We start from the raw sequence: 17,198 nt of genomic DNA on the forward strand, positions 1-17,198 counted from the left end.
CGCCCGGCGATGCGGCGCCGTGCCATGCGTCCCTTTGTCGGCCCTGCCTCCAGTCGCCCTGGCGTGCGCCAGTGGGTTCGGCGTCCCGGAGGCTCAGGCTTTTTTTGGGGTGGCCTGCGGTGCGGTCTGGGCAGGGATCAGCGGGCGCAGCGGCTTCACGCGCTCGATGCCGACGGGCTCGGGTGGCATGGCGCCCCAGTCCCCATCGGCTGCGTTGCCCTGGCCTGCGTCGTTCGCGCCAGACCGACCGCCGGCGTTCTGCTGCGCGGGCGCCTGCGCAGGGGCCGCACCTTCGGCATGCGGCTTGCGACGGTGCAGCAGCACGGCCTCGGCCACGCGCTGCACATGGTCGGCGGTGATCGCCGCCGCACCGTCCCAGGCCGCGAGCGCGCGTGCCGAGCGCAGCATCACGAGGTCGGCGCGCAGCCCGTCGACCTGCGATGCGATGCACAGCGCGCTGACGGTTTCATGCACGTCGTCGCCGTATGGCAGCGCCGATGCGTCCGCCACGAGGGCGCGGGCTGCGACGAGCGCCGATGCGAGTTCGGCTTCGGCCTGCGCATGCTTCGCGCGAAAGCCCTGCGGATCGACGTCGAATGCGAGCCGCGCCCGCACGATGGCCTGCCGCTCGGCCGCATCCTCGATGTTGCGCAGCTGCACGCACAGGCCGAAGCGGTCGAGCAGCTGCGGGCGCAGCGTGCCCTCTTCCGGGTTCATGGTGCCGACCAGCACGAAGCGCGCCGCATGCCGGTGCGAAATGCCGTCGCGCTCGACCACGTTGACGCCGCTGGCCGCCGCATCGAGCAGCGAATCGATCAGCGCATCGGGCAGCAGGTTGATCTCGTCCACGTACAGCACGCCGCCGTTCGCGCGCGCCAGCAGGCCGGGCGCGAATTTGAGCTCATGGCCCGCGAGCGCCTGCCCGAGGTCCAGCGTGCCGACGAGGCTTTCGAGGCTCGCGCCCAGCGGCAGCGTCACGAACGGCGCGCCCGGCAGCAGCTCGGCCAACGCACGCGCCGCGGTGGTCTTGGCCGTGCCGCGCGGGCCTTCGATCAGCACACCGCCCAGGCCCGGATCGACTGCGGCCAGCAGCAGCGCCTGGCGCAGCTGCGGCTGGCCCGTGATGGCGGCGAAGGGAAAAGGCACCGGCATCGGAGCGGCAGTGGTCATCGGAGGGATCCTTCCATCTGCTGCTCGTGGTCGAGCAGCAGGTTTTCCAATTGGGTCTGGTAGTCGCCGGGCGACTGCCACAGGCCGCGCTGCATGGCTTCGAGCAGGCGGCTGAGCATGTCGTGCAGCGCACGCGGATTGTGTTCGTTCACGAAGTCGCGGGTGTCAGCATCGAGCACATAGGCGTCGGCCACCATCGCGTACTGGTGGTCGCCGACCACGCGCGCCGTGGCGTCGAAGCCGAAGAGGTAGTCGACGGTCGCTGCCATCTCGAAGGCGCCCTTGTAGCCGTGGCGCTTCACGCCGGCTATCCACTTCGGATTGACCACGCGCGCGCGGATCACACGGCTGATTTCTTCCTTCAGCGTGCGCACGCGCGGCGCCTGCGGGTTGCCGTGGTCGCCGTGGTACATCGCGGGCTGCCGGCCGCTCAGGTGGCGCACGGCGGCGGCCATGCCGCCCTGGAACTGGTAGTAGTCGTTGGAGTCGAGCAGGTCGTGCTCGCGGCTGTCCTGGTTCTGCAGCACGACGTTCATGGCGCGCAGGCGCCGCACGAGTGCATCGGCCGCCGGCACGCCGTCGCTGCCCTGGCCGTAGGCATGGGCACTGCCGCCGACATAGGCGTCGGAGAGGTCGTTGTCGGTCTGCCAGTCGCCGTGATCGAACAGCGGTTGCAAGCCGGAGCCGTAGGCGCCCGGCGCGGAGCCGAACACGCGCCAGCCGGCTTGCGTGCGCGCGGCCTCGGGGGCGAGGCCTTGTGCTTCGAGCGCTGCGGTCTCGCGAAGGATGCGGGCGCGGATCGGGTTGCGCTCGGCGTCTTCGTCTTCCTGTGACGCGACGGCCTGCACCGCGGCGTCGAACATCTGCACGGCGTTGGGAAAAGCATCGCGGAAGAAGCCCGAGATGCGCAGCGTCACATCGATGCGGGGACGCCCGAGCCCCACCGTGGGCAGCACTTCGAAATCGACCACGCGCTGGCTGCCCGGCGCCCATTTGGGCCGTACGCCGATGAGCGCGAAGGCCTGCGCGAGGTCGTCGCCGCCGGTGCGCATCGTGGCCGTGCCCCACACCGAGAGGCCCATCGCCACCGGGTAGTCACCGTGCTCCTGCATGTGCCGCTCGACCAGCTGCGCGGCGGACTTGAGGCCGAGCATCCAGGCCGTGGGCGTGGGGATGGCGCGCGTGTCGACCGCGTAGAAGTTGCGGCCGGTCGGCAGCACATCAGGCCGACCACGCGACGGCGACCCGCTCGGGCCGGGCGGCACGAAGCGGCCTTGCAGCGCGCGCGAAAGTTGATGCAGTTCCTGAGCACCGCAGGCGTCGAGCGCGGGTGCGAGGCTTTGTTCGACGCGGCGCATCACGGCTGCGGTATGCGGCATGTAGTACGGGCAGGCGTTCTCTTCCAGCAAGCGCTGCGCAAGAAGCTCCAGCCGTTCGCGCGTGTCGCCGTGATGCCGCCATGCATCGGCACTCACCGATTGCAGCAGCGCCGGCCGCGCGCCCTGCCATGGCTTGGCCGCTTCGATGTCGAGCGGGTCGAAGGCTTCGCCCGGCAGCAGGTCTTGCGCCATCGCGCCCAGCAACCCGGCATTCGCACCTGCGCCGTCCGCAGACGGATAGCGCGCGAGCGCGAGCAGCGTGTCGCGCCGCAGCCGCGCCTCTGGCGAAGCGCCGAACACATGCAGCCCGTCGCGTATCTGCGTTTCCTTGAGCTCGCACAGGTAGGCATCGACGCGCGCCAGCACCGCATCGTCTTCCGCGCCCGGCATGCCCAGTTCCTCGACCAGGTGCTGCGCACGCACGGCAGCGAGGATCTGCGCACGCAGCACCTTCGCGCGCCGCGCATCGACCAGCAGCGCGTCGTAATACTCGTCCACCTGCCGCTCCAGATCCTGCAGCGGGCCGTGGTTCTCGGCGCGCGTGAGCGGCGGCATCAGGTGATCGACGATCACCGCCTGCGTGCGGCGCTTGGCCTGCGCGCCCTCGCCCGGGTCGTTGACGATGAAGGGGTAGACGTTCGGCAGCGGCCCGAGGATCGCATCGGGCCAGCAGGTCTGCGACAGCGCGATGCTCTTGCCCGGCAGCCACTCGAGGTTGCCGTGCTTGCCGACATGCACGACCGCATCGATGGCGAACACATCGCGCAGCCAGAAGTAGAACGCGAGATAGCTGTGCGGCGGCACCAGTTCGGCGTCGTGGTAGCTCGCGTAGTCGGCGGTGCCCAGGGTGCCGAGTGCGCGTGCGGGCTGGATGCCGACAAACACACGGCCCAGCCGCAAGCCCGCGATCATGAAGCGGCCTTGGCGCAGCATCGGGTCCTGCTCGGGCTTACCCCATCGCGCATCGATGGCGGCGGCCATGCCTTCGGGCAAGGCCGCGAGCCGCGCGCGGTAATCGGCGAGCGCGTAGCTTTGCCAGGCGGGGCGCGCGGCCCATTGCGCCGGATCGTTCGCAATGCTCTCCTGCAGCTTCCGCATCAGCGCATCGCCATCGGTCGGGATCGCATCGCCGAGCACGTAGCCCTCGGCCTGCATCGCACGCAGGATGGCGATCATTGAGGCCGGCGTGTCGAGCCCCACCCCGCTGCCGATGCGGCCTTCGCTGCCGGGGTAGTTCGCGAGGATCAACGCGATGCGCTTGTCGGCGGCCTTCAGACTGCGCAGCCGGCACCAGCGCCGCGCCAGCTCGGCCACGAAGGCGATGCGATCCGGCTCGGGCTGGTAGTTCACCACCTCGGTCTGCGTGAGTTCGCAGCGGTGCGACAGGCCCTTGAAGCTCACGGCGCGCGTGATGATGCGGCCGTCCATCTCGGGCAAGGCGATCTGCATCGCGATGTCGCGCGGGCGCAGGCCCTGGCTGTCGGCCAGCCAGTCTTCGCGGTTGCCGCCGCTCACGATCACCTGCAGCACCGGCGCATCGCCGGCCAGCGCGATGGCCTCGCCTTCGTCGTTCTGCGCGCCTTGCCCCAGTGCGGCGAAGGCGGTCGTGTTGAGCACCAGCTGCACGTCGTGCTCGCTGCAGAGACCCCGGAATGCGGACAGGCACAGCGAGTCTTTCAACGAATCGAGCGCGACCGGCAATGCGTTCAACCCTTCGGCATGCAGCGCAGCAGCGAGCGCATCGAAAGCCGCCGTGTTGCCCGACAGCAGGTGCGACCGGTAGAACACCAGCGCCACCACCGGCGCATCCGAATGCCAGCCGGCGCGCAGGTCGTCGACGCCGGCGACGGTGTGCGCAGCATCCATGCCGCGCGGCACGTGCAGCGCCACCTGCGGCAGGCTGCGCGGTGGCAACGGCGCTTCGCCATGGCCGAGGCCATGGAAGGCCACCGCACGCAGGAACTGCATCGCATTGCCCGCACCGCCCGAACGCATGTACTGCCAGAGCCGGCGGCTCACGGCACGCGGCGCGGTGCTGCGCGCGAGCAGGTCTTCGTCTTCCTGCAGGTCGCCCGAGAACATCGCGAGCTGCTGGCCCTTGCGCCGGGCGAGCTTCTCCAGCTGCTGCAGCCCGTAGGCCCAGGCCGATTCGGCGCCCAGGTGATCGACCACCACCACGCGCGCATGCTGCAGCACCTCGTCGATGTACAGGTCGAGCGAGGCTGGCTGCCGCAGGTACATGAGGTTGGCCAGCCGCAGCGACGGATAGCCGGGATCGGTGGCCGCCAACGCGGTGCGCGCGGCGGCGAGCAGCGCGAGCGTGGTGTCGGCCGAACTGAGCACCACGATGTCGCCCGGCGTCTGGTCGAGCCGGGTGACGACGCTGTCGTCTTCGACGAAGCGTCCGGGCTGGGTGCTCAGCAGGTGCATGCGGTCAGGCTGCCACGGCGGCCACGCCTTCGAGTGCCTTGCGCAGCGCGCCTTCATCGAGGTCTTCGCCGATGAACACGAGGCGCGTGCGCTGCGCTTCGTCATCGCGCCAGCGGCGGTCGAAGTGGTGGTCGAAGCGGCGGCCCACGCCCTGCACCAGCAGGCGCATCGGCTTGCCCGGAATCGCGACGAAGCCCTTCACGCGGTAGATGGTGTGCTGCTCGACCAGCGCCGCGAGCGCAGCCAGGAGAACGTCGCGGTCCACCGGCGGCAGATCGATCACGAGCGAGTCGAACTCGTCGTGGTCGTGGTCTTCCTCGTGGTCGTGGTGGCTTTCGCGCAGGTGGATGGTGGCTTCGGCCGCACGGCCCTGGCCCAGCAGCAGCGCGAGCGGCAGCCGGCCTTCAGTGGCGGCGACGATCTTCACTTCGGGCGGCAGCTCTTCACGCACCAGCGCCTCGACCTGCGCGCGCGTGGCGTCGTCCATCAGGTCGGTCTTGTTGAGCACCACGAGGTCGGCGGCCGAGAGCTGGTCTTCGAAGAGTTCGTGCAGCGGCGATTCGTGATCGAGGTTGGGGTCGGCACGGCGCTGCGCATCGACTTCCTGCGGGTTCGCGGCAAACTGGCCCGAGGCGGCGGCGGGGCCATCGACCACGGTGACCACCGAATCGACGGTGAAGATGTTCGCGATGTCCGGCCACTGGAAGGCCTGCACCAGCGGCTTGGGCAGCGCGAGGCCCGAGGTCTCGATGATCACCGCGTCGATGTCGCCGCGGCGCTCGGCCAGTTGCAGCATCACGGGCAGAAACTCTTCCTGCACGGTGCAGCAGACGCAGCCGTTGGCCAGCTCGTAGAGCGCGACTTCGCGATCGTTGCCTTCGCTGTTCTCATCCTCGCAGCCGATGCCGCAGCCGCGGAGGATTTCGCCGTCGATGCCGAGCTCGCCGAACTCGTTGACGATCACCGCGATGCGGCGGCCTTCGGCATTGCCGAGGATGTGCCGCAGCAGCGTGGTCTTGCCGCTGCCGAGGAAGCCGGTGACGATGGTGACGGGGATCTTGGCGTTGCTGGGAGTCATGGAGAAATTCTTTCAGGCGCCGGTGGCGCGGGAATGGATGCCGAAAAGGCGAGCAGGCGGCAGCCCCCCGAGACGTGCTCGAGGGCACCGCGACAGGCGAGGATCAAACGCCGCCGTACAAACGGCGCTCGACGAAGACCGTGCCCTGCAGACGGCGCCAGCCCTTCGCGGCGGCCAGCACGCCCAGGTCGACCAGCGGCTCGACTAGCACGACGGTCATGTAGGCAGCGCCGAAGCTGGCGATCTGGCCCAGGTTCTCCAGGCCCGTGCCGCGTCCGTAGAGCGCCCAGAAGCCGACCCAGACCACGATGCCGCCCTGGTAGGCGACCGACAGCTTGAAGGCCTGCCGATAGCTCAGGTCCACGTAGGCCACATTCTTTGGAATGATCCGCTGCGCCAACGCGGCCGTCGCGAACAGGGGCACCAGCAAGGTGGTGACGTTCATGCCGAACTGCGGCAGGTCCTGCGGCTCGAAGAACAGGCCCTGGATGAGCAACCCGCCCGCCAGGCCGATGGCCGCAGGTGCAAGCCCAAACACCAACAGCAAAGTCGTGCCGAGGATCAGATGCACCTCCGAGACACCCACGGGATGATGCGGCAGCACTTCGAAGAAGCAGAACACCAGCGCCACGGCAATGGCCGAGCGCAGCGCCAGGGCGGCGGGGCCGTCCTTCATGAGGGTGTCGAAGGCCACCTTGCCTGTGTAGGCCAGCGCGGCGGCTGCCGTCGCGTAGCTGAGGAAAATCTTGGATCCGTCGACTAGACCTGGTTCGATGTGCATCGGGCACCTCCTGTATTGCACCGAAGTGCGAAAGTTGATTGTTGGTGGATGGGGGTGGATCGCGCAAGCGCCGTCATGAACGTTGGAGCGCACGCTGCGCTGCCGGCACGGACGACACCTTGGGTTTCCTGGGCTTGGGCCGCAGCCGGCGCCAGCCGATCACCACGCCGCTCGCCGAGGCGACCATGCCGATGATCGACAGCAGCCACACGACGATGTCCCAGGCAGGGCGGTATTGGATGGGCCACGGAAAGTCGAGGCTGTGCGCGGCATTGAAGAGCCAGCGGCGTGTGGCGGCTGGCCTCTACCTGCACCGGCGCGAGGCTCTTGTCGTTGCTGCCGTTGCCCGTCGCCTCATCCGATTGCGCCAGGGCGCCGCCCGAGCCGAAGGCCAGTCCCAAGCCCAGTGAAAGACCCGAAAGGCGCGACCATTGCAACGGCGCGCCCACGCGATCGCGCGCCGGCGATGCTTGACCCATGTGACTTCTCCTCGCGACCTGCGTCCCCGCAGGCTCCTGACCGAATGAGGGCGTCGAGGGAGGCGGCAAGCGGGCGGGCCGATCGCGCAAGGGCTGAAGCGGCATGCCCGGACCCGCACTCCCGCAGCGTCCGATGGCGGTGGCGAAGGCCGGTATCCGGGCTTGCGGAGCGCTCCGATGGCACTGTGCGTGCGCATCGAAGCCGAAACCCTCGCCTTCCCACGCCGAAGCGCAGTGGCTGCCGATGCCGCGAGGAACATCGACGCGAGGTTTTCCAAATCCGCTGACCGTTGCGGGGGCAGCGCAGGAATGGATGCGTCCGTGAAGACGCAGCGCACCTGCTTCCCGTTTAACCCCCAGGCCACAGAGTGGCATGCAGGGCACCTTCGAACCGTGTGGGTGGTGTTGCTAGGAAAAGCTTACAAAACCCGACGGTCGGGATTATAGGTAGCGCCCCTCGGCGCGCGCCCCGGGATCTCAGCCGGGTTTTCCTTCTGCGCCGAAGAGCCGCCGCATCACCGCGACGCCGGCCACCAGTGCATTCGAGTAGCTGGCATAGGGGTCGTGCGCAGCCTCCAGCGGCAGGTAGACATGGCGCTGGTCGCCAGCCGCATCGCCGTCCGCCGCTTCTTCCATGAGCACCCAGTAGAACTCGCCCACCTCCAGTTCATGGACGGTGAGTGCGATGTTTCGGGTGGGGGACATGCGAAGGTGGCTCATGCAGTGTGTTTCCGTCAATGGATGGGCGGCGGGCAAGGTTGACAGCTTCCCGAGCTCCCGGGCTTCTCCTACAGAGCTTGCGGTTGGCGCGACCTAATGTTGGCTTCAGGGACCTTCATCAAAACCCGGAGGCAACAACATGAAGCACTTCACTCTTGAATCCAACATGCGGGCAAGCATCGGCGGCGCGTTCTATCCGACCGGCTATTCGATGGTGATGTTCCCGAGCGCCGAGGACGCCGACCGCATCGGCCACCGGTTGATCGAGAACGGCGTGAGCGGCGACGAGGTCTACCTGCTTACCGCCGCCACGGTGCTCGCGGAAATCACGCCGACCGTGAGCGATGCCGACAACCCCCTGCCCTCCGCGGGCACCGAAGGCGCCACGGTGCGCGCCTACACCAAGCTCGCGCGCGAAGGGCACACGGGCCTCCTGGTCAGGACGAAGGACGAAGCGGCCGCAAACCAGCTGATGGAACTGGTGCGTACCGTCCCCTACTCGATCGCCCAGCGCTACCGCACGCTGGTCATCGAAGACCTCTGAAGCCGCGCCGGCGCTCAAGCCGGCACGGCCATCGACACGGCGCGCTGGACCACGTCGCGCGCCATCGCCTGCGCCAGCTCGTGCTCGCCGAGGAAGACGGTGACGGCCGCCTCCTGCGTGAGCAGGCGCGCTTCCTGCTCGTTGTGGCTGCGGATCACGGTCTGGATCGTGGGGTTGAGCGTGCGGGCGGTCTCGATCATCTGGCGCACGTTCATGGTGTCGGGCGTGGCCACAACCAGCACGCGGGCGCGGGCAATGTGCGCCTGGATCAGCACCGCCGGATCGGCCGCATCGCCCCACACGGCCGCGACGCCGGCTTCGCGCAGCTTCTCGACCAGTTCTCGGTTCTGCTCGGCCACCACGAAGGGAATGTCGTTCGCCTCCAGCTCGGCGGCGATGCGGCGCCCCACACGGCCGTAGCCGACCAGCACCACCTGCCTGGAGAGGTACTTCGCCTCGGTGCTCATCGGCAGCTCAGCCAGCGGGTCGTCGCGCGACTCCAGCCCCCGTGCGAACGAAGAATGGGCATGCAGCCACTTCTGCATCGGTGCGATGAGGCTGAACCACAGCGGGTTGGTGGCGATGGAGATGAGCGCGCCGGCCAGCACCAGGCTCTGCCCTTCCACCGGCAAGAGGCCGAGCGACACGCCCAGCCCCGCCAGGATGAACGAGAACTCGCCGATCTGCGCCAGGCTGGCGCTCACCGTGAGTGCCGTGCCCAGCGGATAGCGGAACACCAGCACCAGCGCGCAGGCCGCGAGCGACTTGCCCAGCACGATCACCCCCACCACCGCGAGCACCTGCAGGGGACGGTCGATCAGCACCGAGGGGTCGAACAGCATGCCCACCGACACGAAGAACAGCACCGCGAAGGCATCGCGCAGCGGCAGCGATTCCTGTGCCGCCCGGTGGCTGAACTGCGACTCGCGCATGACCATGCCAGCGAAGAAGGCACCGAGCGCGAACGACACGCCGAAGAGCGCCGCCGAGGCGAAGGCGATGCTGACCGCGGCGGCCACCACGCACAGCGTGAACAGCTCGCGCGAGCCGGTGCGGGTCACCTGCCAGAGGATCCACGGGAACACCCGCCGCCCCACCACCAGCATCAGTGCGACGAAGCCGCCGACCTGCAGCAGCGTGAGACCGAGGGTCTGCCACAGCGGGTCTGCGGGGCCGCCGCCGTTGTCGGGCGTGCCGCCGAGCGCGCCGGCCAAGGGCGGCATCAGCACCAGCACCAGCACCATGGCCAGGTCCTCGACGACGAGCCAGCCGATGGCGATGCGGCCGGTGAATGAATCGAGGATGCCCAGGCTCTCGAGCGCGCGCAGCAACACGACCGTGCTGGCGACCGAGAGCGCCAGGCCGAACACCAGCGCAGCGCCGGGACTCCAGCCCCACCACAAGGCAAGGCCGCCGCCGAGCAGCGTGGCCACGGCGATCTGCGCGAGCGCGCCGGGCAGTGCGATCTTGCGCACGGCCAGGAGGTCGTCGAGGGAAAAGTGGAGGCCGACGCCGAACATCAGCAGCATCACGCCGATTTCGGCGAGCTGCGCGGCAATGCTTGCATCGGCCACGAAGCCGGGAGTGAACGGGCCGATGATCACGCCCGCCAGGAGGTAGCCGACGAGCGCCGGCAGCCGCAGCTTGGCCGCCAGGAAACCGAACACCAGCGCCAGGCCGAGGCCGGCGGCAATGGTGTTGATGAGGGAAACGCTGTGCGGCATCGCTGCATTTTGCAGGAACGATGCCTGTCCTTTTATTTCACACGGCCTTCTTGGGGGAAGCGTTCAGAGGCATTCGGGGCGGGTGCACAGGCCACCGGGTGCTCCCCTCCGCGAATGTCCTCCGGCCTGCGGCCTCCCCCTTGATTTCGCTGCGGGGAGCACCCGATGCCCTGTGCACTCGGGCACGCTGTCGTTGCGCGACCGGATCGATCGAGTCTGGGTCAGCCCGCCATCTTGCTGTCGCGAGTGTTCTCCAGCACTTCGGGCTCTTGCGATTCGACCCAGCTCTCGTTGTTCAAGCCCGCCTGCAGCCGCTCGGTGTCGAGCTCGTTGGTCCACTTGGCCACCACGATGGTGGCCACGCCGTTGCCGATCAGGTTGGTCAAGGCGCGTGCCTCGGACATGAAGCGGTCGATGCCCAGGATGAGCGCCAACCCCGCCACCGGCACATGGCCCACCGCCGAGAGCGTGGCCGCCAGCACGATGAAGCCGCTGCCGGTAACGCCCGCCGCGCCCTTGGAGGTCAGCAGCAGCACCGCGAGCAAGGTGATCTCCTGCACCAGCGTCATGGGCGTGTTGGTGGCCTGCGCGATGAACACCGCGGCCATCGTCAGGTAGATCGAGGTGCCGTCGAGGTTGAACGAATAGCCGGTCGGGATCACCAGGCCCACGCAGGTCTTGTTGGCGCCCAGGTTCTCCATCTTCTCCATCATGCGCGGCAGCACCGATTCGCTGGAGGACGTGCCCAGCACGATCAGCAGTTCTTCCTTGATGTACTTGATGAACTTCCAGATGCTGAAGCCGTGGAAGCGCGCAATGAGCCCGAGCACCACGAAGATGAACAACAGGCACGTCAGGTAGAAGGTGCCCATCAGCTTGCCGAGGGAGAACAGGCTGCCAACGCCGTACTTGCCGATGGTGAAGGCCATGGCGCCGAAGGCACCGATGGGTGCGAGCTTCATGATGTAGCCCACGATCACGAAGAGCACGTGCGAGCCCTTCTCGATCACGTCGAACACCAGCGTACCGCGGCCGCCGAAGCGGTGCAGCGCAAAGCCGAACAGCACCGCGATCAGCAGCACCTGCAGGATCTCGCCCTTGGCGAAGGCATCGACGATGGTGCTGGGAATGATGTTGAGCAGGAAGTCGACCGTGCCGGTCATCTTGCCCGGGCCGGTGTACGCGGCGATGGCCTTGGTGTCCAGCGTGGTCGGGTCGATGTTCATGCCCACGCCGGGCTTGAGCACATTGACCAGCACGAGGCCGACCAGCAGCGCGATGGAACTCACGATCTCGAAGTACAGCAGCGCCAGCCCGCCCGTCTTGCCGACCTTCTTCATGTCTTCCATGCCGGCGATGCCGACCACCACCGTGCAGAAGATGATCGGCGCGATGATCATCTTGATGAGCTTGATGAAGCCATCGCCCAGCGGCTTCATGCTCTCGCCGATTGCGGGATAGAAATAGCCCAGCAGCACGCCGATGACCACCGCGGTGATCACCTGCACGTAGAGGGAGCGGTACAGCGGGAGCTTCTTGGCGGGTGTGTTTGTTGTGTGTTCCATGACTTGCCTCCGGAAGGGTTGAGAACTGTAGGCTCGTATCGGGTGTTTTCCATTCGTAAAAGCCACATCGCGGGAACAAAAAAACCCGCCGAGGCGGGCTCTTCGATCAGGTTGCGGTCAGCATGCTCAATGCATGTGCAGGCCGCCGTTGACCGAGAAGTCGGCCCCGGTGGAGTAGCCGCCTTCGTCGGTCGCCAGCCACGAGATGATCGAGGCGATCTCGCTCGGCTCGCCCAGGCGCTTGACCGGGATGGTGGCCACGATCTTGTCGAGCACTTCCTGGCGGATGGCCTTGACCATGTCGGTGCCGATGTAGCCCGGGCTCACGGTGTTGACCGTCACGCCCTTGTTCGCCAGCTCCTGCGCCAGCGCCATCGTGAAGCCGTGCATGCCGGCCTTGGCCGCCGAATAGTTGGTCTGGCCCGCCTGGCCCTTGGCGCCGTTGACCGAGCTGATGTTGATGATGCGGCCCCAGCCCTTCTCGACCATGTCGCCCACCACCTGCTTGGTGACGTTGAACATGCTGTTGAGGTTGGTCTCGATGACCGCGCTCCAGTCCTCGGGCGTCATCTTGAGGAACATGCGGTCGCGCGTGATGCCTGCGTTGTTGACCAGCACGTCGATGGGGCCGTGCGCTGCCTTGGCAGCGGAAAAAGCCTCGACGGTGGATTGCCAGTCGCCGACATTGCCGACCGAGGCGTGGAACTCGAAGCCTTCGGCTTTCTGTTCGGCCAGCCACTTGGCATGGTCGCGCGTGGGACCGCAACCGGCGATCACGGTGAATCCGTCTCTGTGCAGACGCTGGCAGATGGCTGTTCCGATGCCACCCATGCCCCCGGTGACATATGCAACTTTCTTGCTCATGAAATTTCCTTGATGTTTGCTTGGCAAAAGCCTGAACGGCCGCCTTCACTCTAGCCATTTTCACGCCATCGACCTCTGAGGAAAACACTGAGCCAGGCTTGCAACCAGCTGTCACGAAGCGGTGCGCAGGTGCAACCTATATGCTCAGCTCTGTACGCTCTTGCTCACGCATTGCCCTCAAGGAGTTCGAAAGTATGAATTTCGGGATCATCGTATTCCCCGACGTCGAGGAACTCGATTTCGTCGGGCCTTGGGAAATGCTCACCATGTGGAGCAAGCTCGCCGCGGGCCCGCAGAACTGCCTGATCGTCGCCGAGAAGCGCGAGCCGGTGGTCTGTGCCAAGGGCCTTTCGGTCAATCCGCACGTGTCGTTCGCCGACTGCCCACCGCTCGACTACCTGCTCGTGCCCGGCGGCATGGGCACGCGGCGCGAGGTCGACAACCCCGCGATGGTGCAGTTCCTGGCCGCGCAGGCGCCGGGATGCAAGGCGCTGCTGTCGGTGTGCACCGGCGCCTTCGTGCTGCATGCGGCGGGCCTGCTCTCCGGCAAGACGGCCACCACCCACTGGGGTTCGCTCGATCGCCTGCGCGCGCTGGGCGACGTGAAGGTGGTCGAGCAGCGTTTCGTGCAGGACGGCGACGTGTGGACCTCGGCCGGCGTTTCCGCGGGCACCGACCTGATGCTCGCCTTCATCGCCCACACGGCCGGCGAGGAAGCCGCCGCCAAGGTGCAGTTGCAGGCCGAGTACTACCCGGCGGACACGGTCTACGGCAGCACGGCGAGCCATGAGCGCGCGCCGGCCTATGTGCGGCAGCCGGGCGGCACGCTGCGAAAGACCGCGTGAGCACGGCGCCTTCGCTCGAACTGGAGCCGCTCGCCGTGATCGCAGCCCGCGTCGGCGCGACGCTGCGCGAACGGCGGCAAACGGTGGCGGTCGCCGAGTCTTCGGCCGGCGGCCTCGTGTCGGCCGCCCTGCTCGCGATTCCCGGCGCGTCGGCATTCTTTCTCGGTGGCGCGGTCGTCTATTCGCGGCGTGCCGGAAAGGCGCTGCTGGGGCTGACGCGCGAAGACATCGGCGACATGCGCGGTGAGACCGAGCCCTACGCCCGATTCATCGCAGCCCGCATCCGCGAGAGCCATCGCGCGACCTGGGGCATCTGCGAGAGCGGCGCGGCCGGGCCTTCGGGGAGCCCCTACGGCGATGCGCCAGGGCACGTGTGCGTGGCAGTCGTGGGCGCAATCACCGTGAGTCGGACCATCGAGAACGGTGACACCGACCGGCCGAGGAACATGGACGTGTTCGCGCGGCAGTTGCTGCAGCTCTTCGATGAAACGCTGCAGGCGCCAGCCGCCCACGGGCCGACCTGAACCTCAGTCCGCCTGCACGCCGGCGGCCTTGATCACCTTGCCCCACTTCTCCACCTCCGCCGCGAGGTGCGTGCGCAGGCTATCGGGCGTCTGCTTGTCCAGCGGCACGATCTCCGAGCTGAGTTCGGCCAGGCGGTGCTTGACCATGTCGTCCTGCAGCGCGGCGCGCAGGGCGACATTCAGCTTCTCGACCACGGCCGGCGGCGTGCCCTTGGGGGCATACATGCCATGCCACACCCGCACGTCGAAGCCCTTCAGGCCCTGTTCGTCGAGCGTCGGGATGTCGGGCATGCTCGACAGCCGCCTGGGCGTGGTCACGCCGAACACCTTCACGCGATTGCCGTCCTTGATGACCGGCGCGGTCTGCGTGGTCTGGTCGCACAGCAGGTCGACCTGCCCGCCCATGAGGTCGTTGAGCGCCGGGCCCGCGCCCTTGTACGGAACCGTCGTCAGCTGCACGCCGATCTGGTTCATGAACAGCAGCCCGCACAGTTGCGACACCGCGCCCACGCCCGCATTGGCCAGCGTGACCTTGTCCTTGTTGGCCTTCACATAGGCCAGCAGTTCGGGGTAGTTGCTGGCCGGAAAGTCCTTGCGCGAGAGCAGCGTCATCGGCACGTCGAGCACCTGGCCGATGTACTCGAAGTCCTTCAGCGGGTCGTAGTTGAGCTTCTTGTAGAGCGCGGGCGCGGTGGCCATGCCCATGTGGTGGATGAGGATGGTGTAGCCGTTCGGCGCCGCGCGGGCCACGCGCGCCGGCGCGATGGTGCCGCCCGCGCCCACGGTGTTCTCGACGATCACCGTCTGGCCCAGCGACTTGCCCATGGGAATGGCCAGCATGCGCGCCACCACGTCGGTGGGGCCGCCGGCCGAGTACGGCACGACCATGGTGATGGGCTTGTCGGGCCAGGGGCCTGCGCGGTGGCGGGCGATTGCGCGGCCATGAGGCAGGCGCCCAGCGATGCTGCCAGCAGGGTTCGTGTTTTCCAGTTCTTCTTCAGGTTCACTTTTTGTCTCCTAGGTCGTTGGATCTGTCTTCTTCGTTCGGAATCAGGGCGGCGACTGCGCATCGAGCGCGAGCAGGCGTTCGGCCAGGCGCACCACCGGCGCATCGACCATGCGGCCATCGAGGCTGACCACGCCGCCGCCCGCGGACTGGATCGCGTCGATCACGCGGCGCGCCCATGCGAGCTCGTCGGCGCTCGGGCCGAGCGCGGCGTGCACCGGTGCGACCTGGTCGGGATGGATGCACAGCTTGGCGCCGAAGCCGCCGCGACGCGCGCGCGCCGTGTCGGCGGCGAGGCGTTGCGCGTTGCGCCAATCGGCTGTCACGCCGTCGATGGGCGCGGGCAGGCCGGCGCGGCGCGTGGCCAGCAGCAGTGCCAATCGCACCGGCACCAGTTCGGCTTCGTCCGCATCGCAGGCGAGGCCGAGGTCGGCCTGGAAATCCAGGTTGCCGAAAGCGAGCCGGAGTACCTGCGGCGCCGCTGCGAGTTCATCCACTGCTGCAAGTCCCGCCGCCGACTCGATGAGCGGCACGAGCAGGCCATCCGGGCCAATGGCATCTGCCAGCCGCCGCAGGTCGCCGGCACGCTCCGCCTTGGGCAGCACCACGCCTGCGATCAGCCCTTGCGCAACCAGCGCAGCCACCGCCGTGCGGTCGTCGTCGTGCCATGGCGTGCCGCTGGCGTTGATGCGCACCAGCAGGCGCTGACGGTCGGCTTCGGGCAATGCGGCGAACGAAGCCGTGAGGCCGTCGCGCGCCGACGCCTTGCGCTCGGGCGCGACCGCATCCTCCAGGTCGACGATCACCCCGCCCGTGCCGATGGCCAGCGCCCGCGCGTGGCGCTCGGGCCGGTCGGCCGGCACGAAGAGAAAGGTGCGCGCCAGCGCGAGCGGCGTCTTCAAACCGCCCTCGCCTCGCGCAGCGCCGCGATGTCCGCATCGCTGCGCCCGAGCCCGCGCAGGATCGCCTCGGTGTGCTCGCCGACGGCCGGGATCGCATCCATGCGGTAGTCGAAGGCGCTCTGCCGTCCGGCCGGCAGCAGCGCCGGAATGTCGCCGGCCGGCGAGCCCACCTGCCGCCAGCGATCGCGGGCCTGCAGCTGCGGATGCGCCCAGAGCCCGGCCATGTCGTTCATGCGGGCGTTGGCGATCTGAGCGGCGTCGAGGCGTTCGAGCACCTGCGCCGTGCTCAGCGCGCCGAAGGTCTCCACGATGATGGCGCGCAAGGCCTCGCGGTGTTCGTTGCGGCGCGCGTTGCTGTCGAAGCGCGCATCGCTCGCGAGCCCCGCCTGCAGCAGCACCTTCTCGCAGAAGGCGCGCCACTCGCGCTCGTTCTGCAGGCCCAGCATCACCGTGCCGCCGTCGCCCGCGGGGAACGGGCCGTAGGGATAGATGGTGGCGTGCGACGCGGCGCTGCGCGGCGGCGGCGGCGCGCCTTCGTAGGCGTAGTACATCGGGTAGCCCATCCACTCGGCGAGCGATTCGAGCATCGACACGTCGATGTGCGAGCCCTTGCCGGTCTTGCTGCGCTGAAGCAGCGCCGCGAGGATGCCGGTGTATGCGTACATGCCGGCCGCGATGTCGGCGATGGAGTTGCCGGACTTGCACGGGTCTTCGGGCGTGCCGGTGACCGACAGAAAACCCGCTTCGCTCTGGATCAAGAGGTCGTAGGCCTTCTTGTCGCGGTACGGGCCGTCTTCGCCATAGCCCGAGATGTCGCAGACGATGAGGCGCGGATGCTTCGCCTGCAGCACTTCGGCGCCGAGCCCCATGCGCGCGGCCGCGCCCGGTGCGAGGTTCTGCACCAGCACGTCGGCATCGGCGACCAACTCCTGCAGCACCGCGAGCGCGGCGGGTTGCTTCAGGTCCAGCGTGAGGCTTTCCTTCGAGCGGTTCACCCAGACGAAGTGCGAGGCTTCGCCGCCCACGCGGCCGTCGTAGGCGCGTGCGAAGTCGCCCACCTCGGGGCGCTCCACCTTGATGACGCGGGCGCCGAGGTCCGCCAGTTGCCGGGTGCAGAACGGCGCAGCAATGGCGTGTTCGAGCGAGATGACGGTGATGCCGTCGAGGGGTCTTGTCATATGGATGTT

The 17,198-nt window shown here is 68.0% G+C and carries 14 protein-coding genes, 1 pseudogene and 1 riboswitch; of the genes and pseudogenes, 3 read left to right on the plus strand and 12 right to left on the minus strand.

Features of this window, described 5'->3' with window-relative positions:
• Positions 1-93 precede the first annotated feature (93 nt).
• From M2282_RS02710 to M2282_RS02735, 6 genes are all read right to left on the minus strand, one after another.
• A complete protein-coding gene (locus M2282_RS02710; protein ID WP_280807242.1) occupies positions 94-1,170 on the minus strand; it encodes an ATP-binding protein in 1,077 nt (358 codons plus the stop codon).
• The gene (gene cobN, locus M2282_RS02715; protein WP_280807243.1) at positions 1,167-4,979 is read right to left on the minus strand and encodes a cobaltochelatase subunit CobN; all 3,813 of its coding nucleotides are present in this window, start codon (positions 4,977-4,979) and stop codon (positions 1,167-1,169) included. Before cobN ends, M2282_RS02710 begins: the two co-directional genes overlap by 4 nt.
• Before the next feature lie 4 nt (positions 4,980-4,983).
• Positions 4,984-6,057 (minus strand): cobalamin biosynthesis protein CobW, encoded by a 1,074-nt coding sequence (cobW, locus tag M2282_RS02720; protein ID WP_280807244.1) that lies wholly within the window; start codon positions 6,055-6,057, stop codon positions 4,984-4,986.
• 103 nt (positions 6,058-6,160) lie between these two features.
• Complete coding sequence (locus M2282_RS02725; protein WP_280807245.1) at positions 6,161-6,838, minus strand: energy-coupling factor ABC transporter permease; 678 nt, start codon at positions 6,836-6,838, stop codon at positions 6,161-6,163.
• Between the two features lie 73 nt (positions 6,839-6,911).
• Positions 6,912-7,049 carry a hypothetical protein gene (locus tag M2282_RS02730; RefSeq protein ID WP_280807246.1) on the minus strand — a complete coding sequence of 46 codons (138 nt, stop codon included), beginning with the start codon at positions 7,047-7,049 and terminating at the stop codon, positions 6,912-6,914.
• Positions 7,050-7,447: 398 nt separating this feature from the next.
• Positions 7,448-7,719: riboswitch (cobalamin riboswitch) on the minus strand.
• A 75-nt stretch (positions 7,720-7,794) separates the two neighbouring features.
• Positions 7,795-8,022: a hypothetical protein gene (locus tag M2282_RS02735; protein WP_280807247.1), complete on the minus strand. Its 228-nt coding sequence runs from the start codon at positions 8,020-8,022 to the stop codon at positions 7,795-7,797.
• A 154-nt stretch (positions 8,023-8,176) separates the two neighbouring features.
• Between M2282_RS02735 and M2282_RS02740 the strand changes: the two genes are divergently transcribed.
• Positions 8,177-8,581 (plus strand): hypothetical protein, encoded by a 405-nt coding sequence (locus M2282_RS02740; protein ID WP_280807248.1) that lies wholly within the window; start codon positions 8,177-8,179, stop codon positions 8,579-8,581.
• Positions 8,582-8,595: 14 nt separating this feature from the next.
• Here M2282_RS02740 and ybaL read toward each other — a convergent pair whose 3' ends face one another.
• The 3 genes from ybaL to phbB form a co-directional block, all read right to left on the minus strand.
• Entirely contained in the window at positions 8,596-10,305 is a 1,710-nt protein-coding gene (ybaL, locus tag M2282_RS02745) for a YbaL family putative K(+) efflux transporter (RefSeq protein WP_280807249.1), read from the minus strand.
• 221 nt (positions 10,306-10,526) lie between these two features.
• Positions 10,527-11,870 carry a dicarboxylate/amino acid:cation symporter gene (locus M2282_RS02750; RefSeq protein ID WP_280807250.1) on the minus strand — a complete coding sequence of 448 codons (1,344 nt, stop codon included), beginning with the start codon at positions 11,868-11,870 and terminating at the stop codon, positions 10,527-10,529.
• A 126-nt stretch (positions 11,871-11,996) separates the two neighbouring features.
• Positions 11,997-12,734 carry an acetoacetyl-CoA reductase gene (phbB, locus tag M2282_RS02755; protein WP_280807251.1) on the minus strand — a complete coding sequence of 246 codons (738 nt, stop codon included), beginning with the start codon at positions 12,732-12,734 and terminating at the stop codon, positions 11,997-11,999.
• Positions 12,735-12,928: 194 nt separating this feature from the next.
• Here phbB and M2282_RS02760 point away from each other — a divergent pair, with 194 nt between their 5' ends.
• Entirely contained in the window at positions 12,929-13,579 is a 651-nt protein-coding gene (locus M2282_RS02760; protein WP_280807252.1) for a DJ-1/PfpI family protein, read from the plus strand.
• The gene (locus M2282_RS02765) at positions 13,576-14,103 is read left to right on the plus strand and encodes a CinA family protein (protein WP_280807253.1); all 528 of its coding nucleotides are present in this window, start codon (positions 13,576-13,578) and stop codon (positions 14,101-14,103) included. Before M2282_RS02760 ends, M2282_RS02765 begins: the two co-directional genes overlap by 4 nt.
• 3 nt (positions 14,104-14,106) lie before the next feature.
• Here the strand turns inward: M2282_RS02765 and M2282_RS02770 are convergent.
• The 3 genes and pseudogenes from M2282_RS02770 to M2282_RS02780 form a co-directional block, all read right to left on the minus strand.
• Positions 14,107-15,110: pseudogene (locus M2282_RS02770) on the minus strand (tripartite tricarboxylate transporter substrate-binding protein).
• A 43-nt stretch (positions 15,111-15,153) separates the two neighbouring features.
• A complete protein-coding gene (locus tag M2282_RS02775; protein WP_280807254.1) occupies positions 15,154-16,011 on the minus strand; it encodes an HpcH/HpaI aldolase/citrate lyase family protein in 858 nt (285 codons plus the stop codon).
• A complete protein-coding gene (locus tag M2282_RS02780; RefSeq protein WP_280807255.1) occupies positions 16,008-17,189 on the minus strand; it encodes a CaiB/BaiF CoA transferase family protein in 1,182 nt (393 codons plus the stop codon). Before M2282_RS02780 ends, M2282_RS02775 begins: the two co-directional genes overlap by 4 nt.
• Positions 17,190-17,198 lie beyond the last annotated feature (9 nt).

It is taken from the genome of Variovorax boronicumulans, assembly GCF_029892485.1.
GTDB classification, from domain to species: Bacteria; Pseudomonadota; Gammaproteobacteria; order Burkholderiales; family Burkholderiaceae_C; genus Variovorax; species Variovorax boronicumulans_B.

Coding starts and splice junctions, on each gene's coding strand:
- M2282_RS02710 (WP_280807242.1), bottom strand. CDS start 1,170: ATGACCACTGCCGCTCCGATGCCGGTGCCTTTTCCCTTCGCCGCCATC.
- cobN (WP_280807243.1), bottom strand. CDS start 4,979: ATGCACCTGCTGAGCACCCAGCCCGGACGCTTCGTCGAAGACGACAGC.
- cobW (WP_280807244.1), bottom strand. CDS start 6,057: ATGACTCCCAGCAACGCCAAGATCCCCGTCACCATCGTCACCGGCTTC.
- M2282_RS02725 (WP_280807245.1), bottom strand. CDS start 6,838: ATGCACATCGAACCAGGTCTAGTCGACGGATCCAAGATTTTCCTCAGC.
- M2282_RS02735 (WP_280807247.1), bottom strand. CDS start 8,022: ATGTCCCCCACCCGAAACATCGCACTCACCGTCCATGAACTGGAGGTG.
- M2282_RS02740 (WP_280807248.1), top strand. CDS start 8,177: ATGAAGCACTTCACTCTTGAATCCAACATGCGGGCAAGCATCGGCGGC.
- ybaL (WP_280807249.1), bottom strand. CDS start 10,305: ATGCCGCACAGCGTTTCCCTCATCAACACCATTGCCGCCGGCCTCGGC.
- M2282_RS02750 (WP_280807250.1), bottom strand. CDS start 11,870: ATGGAACACACAACAAACACACCCGCCAAGAAGCTCCCGCTGTACCGC.
- phbB (WP_280807251.1), bottom strand. CDS start 12,734: ATGAGCAAGAAAGTTGCATATGTCACCGGGGGCATGGGTGGCATCGGA.
- M2282_RS02760 (WP_280807252.1), top strand. CDS start 12,929: ATGAATTTCGGGATCATCGTATTCCCCGACGTCGAGGAACTCGATTTC.
- M2282_RS02780 (WP_280807255.1), bottom strand. CDS start 17,189: ATGACAAGACCCCTCGACGGCATCACCGTCATCTCGCTCGAACACGCC.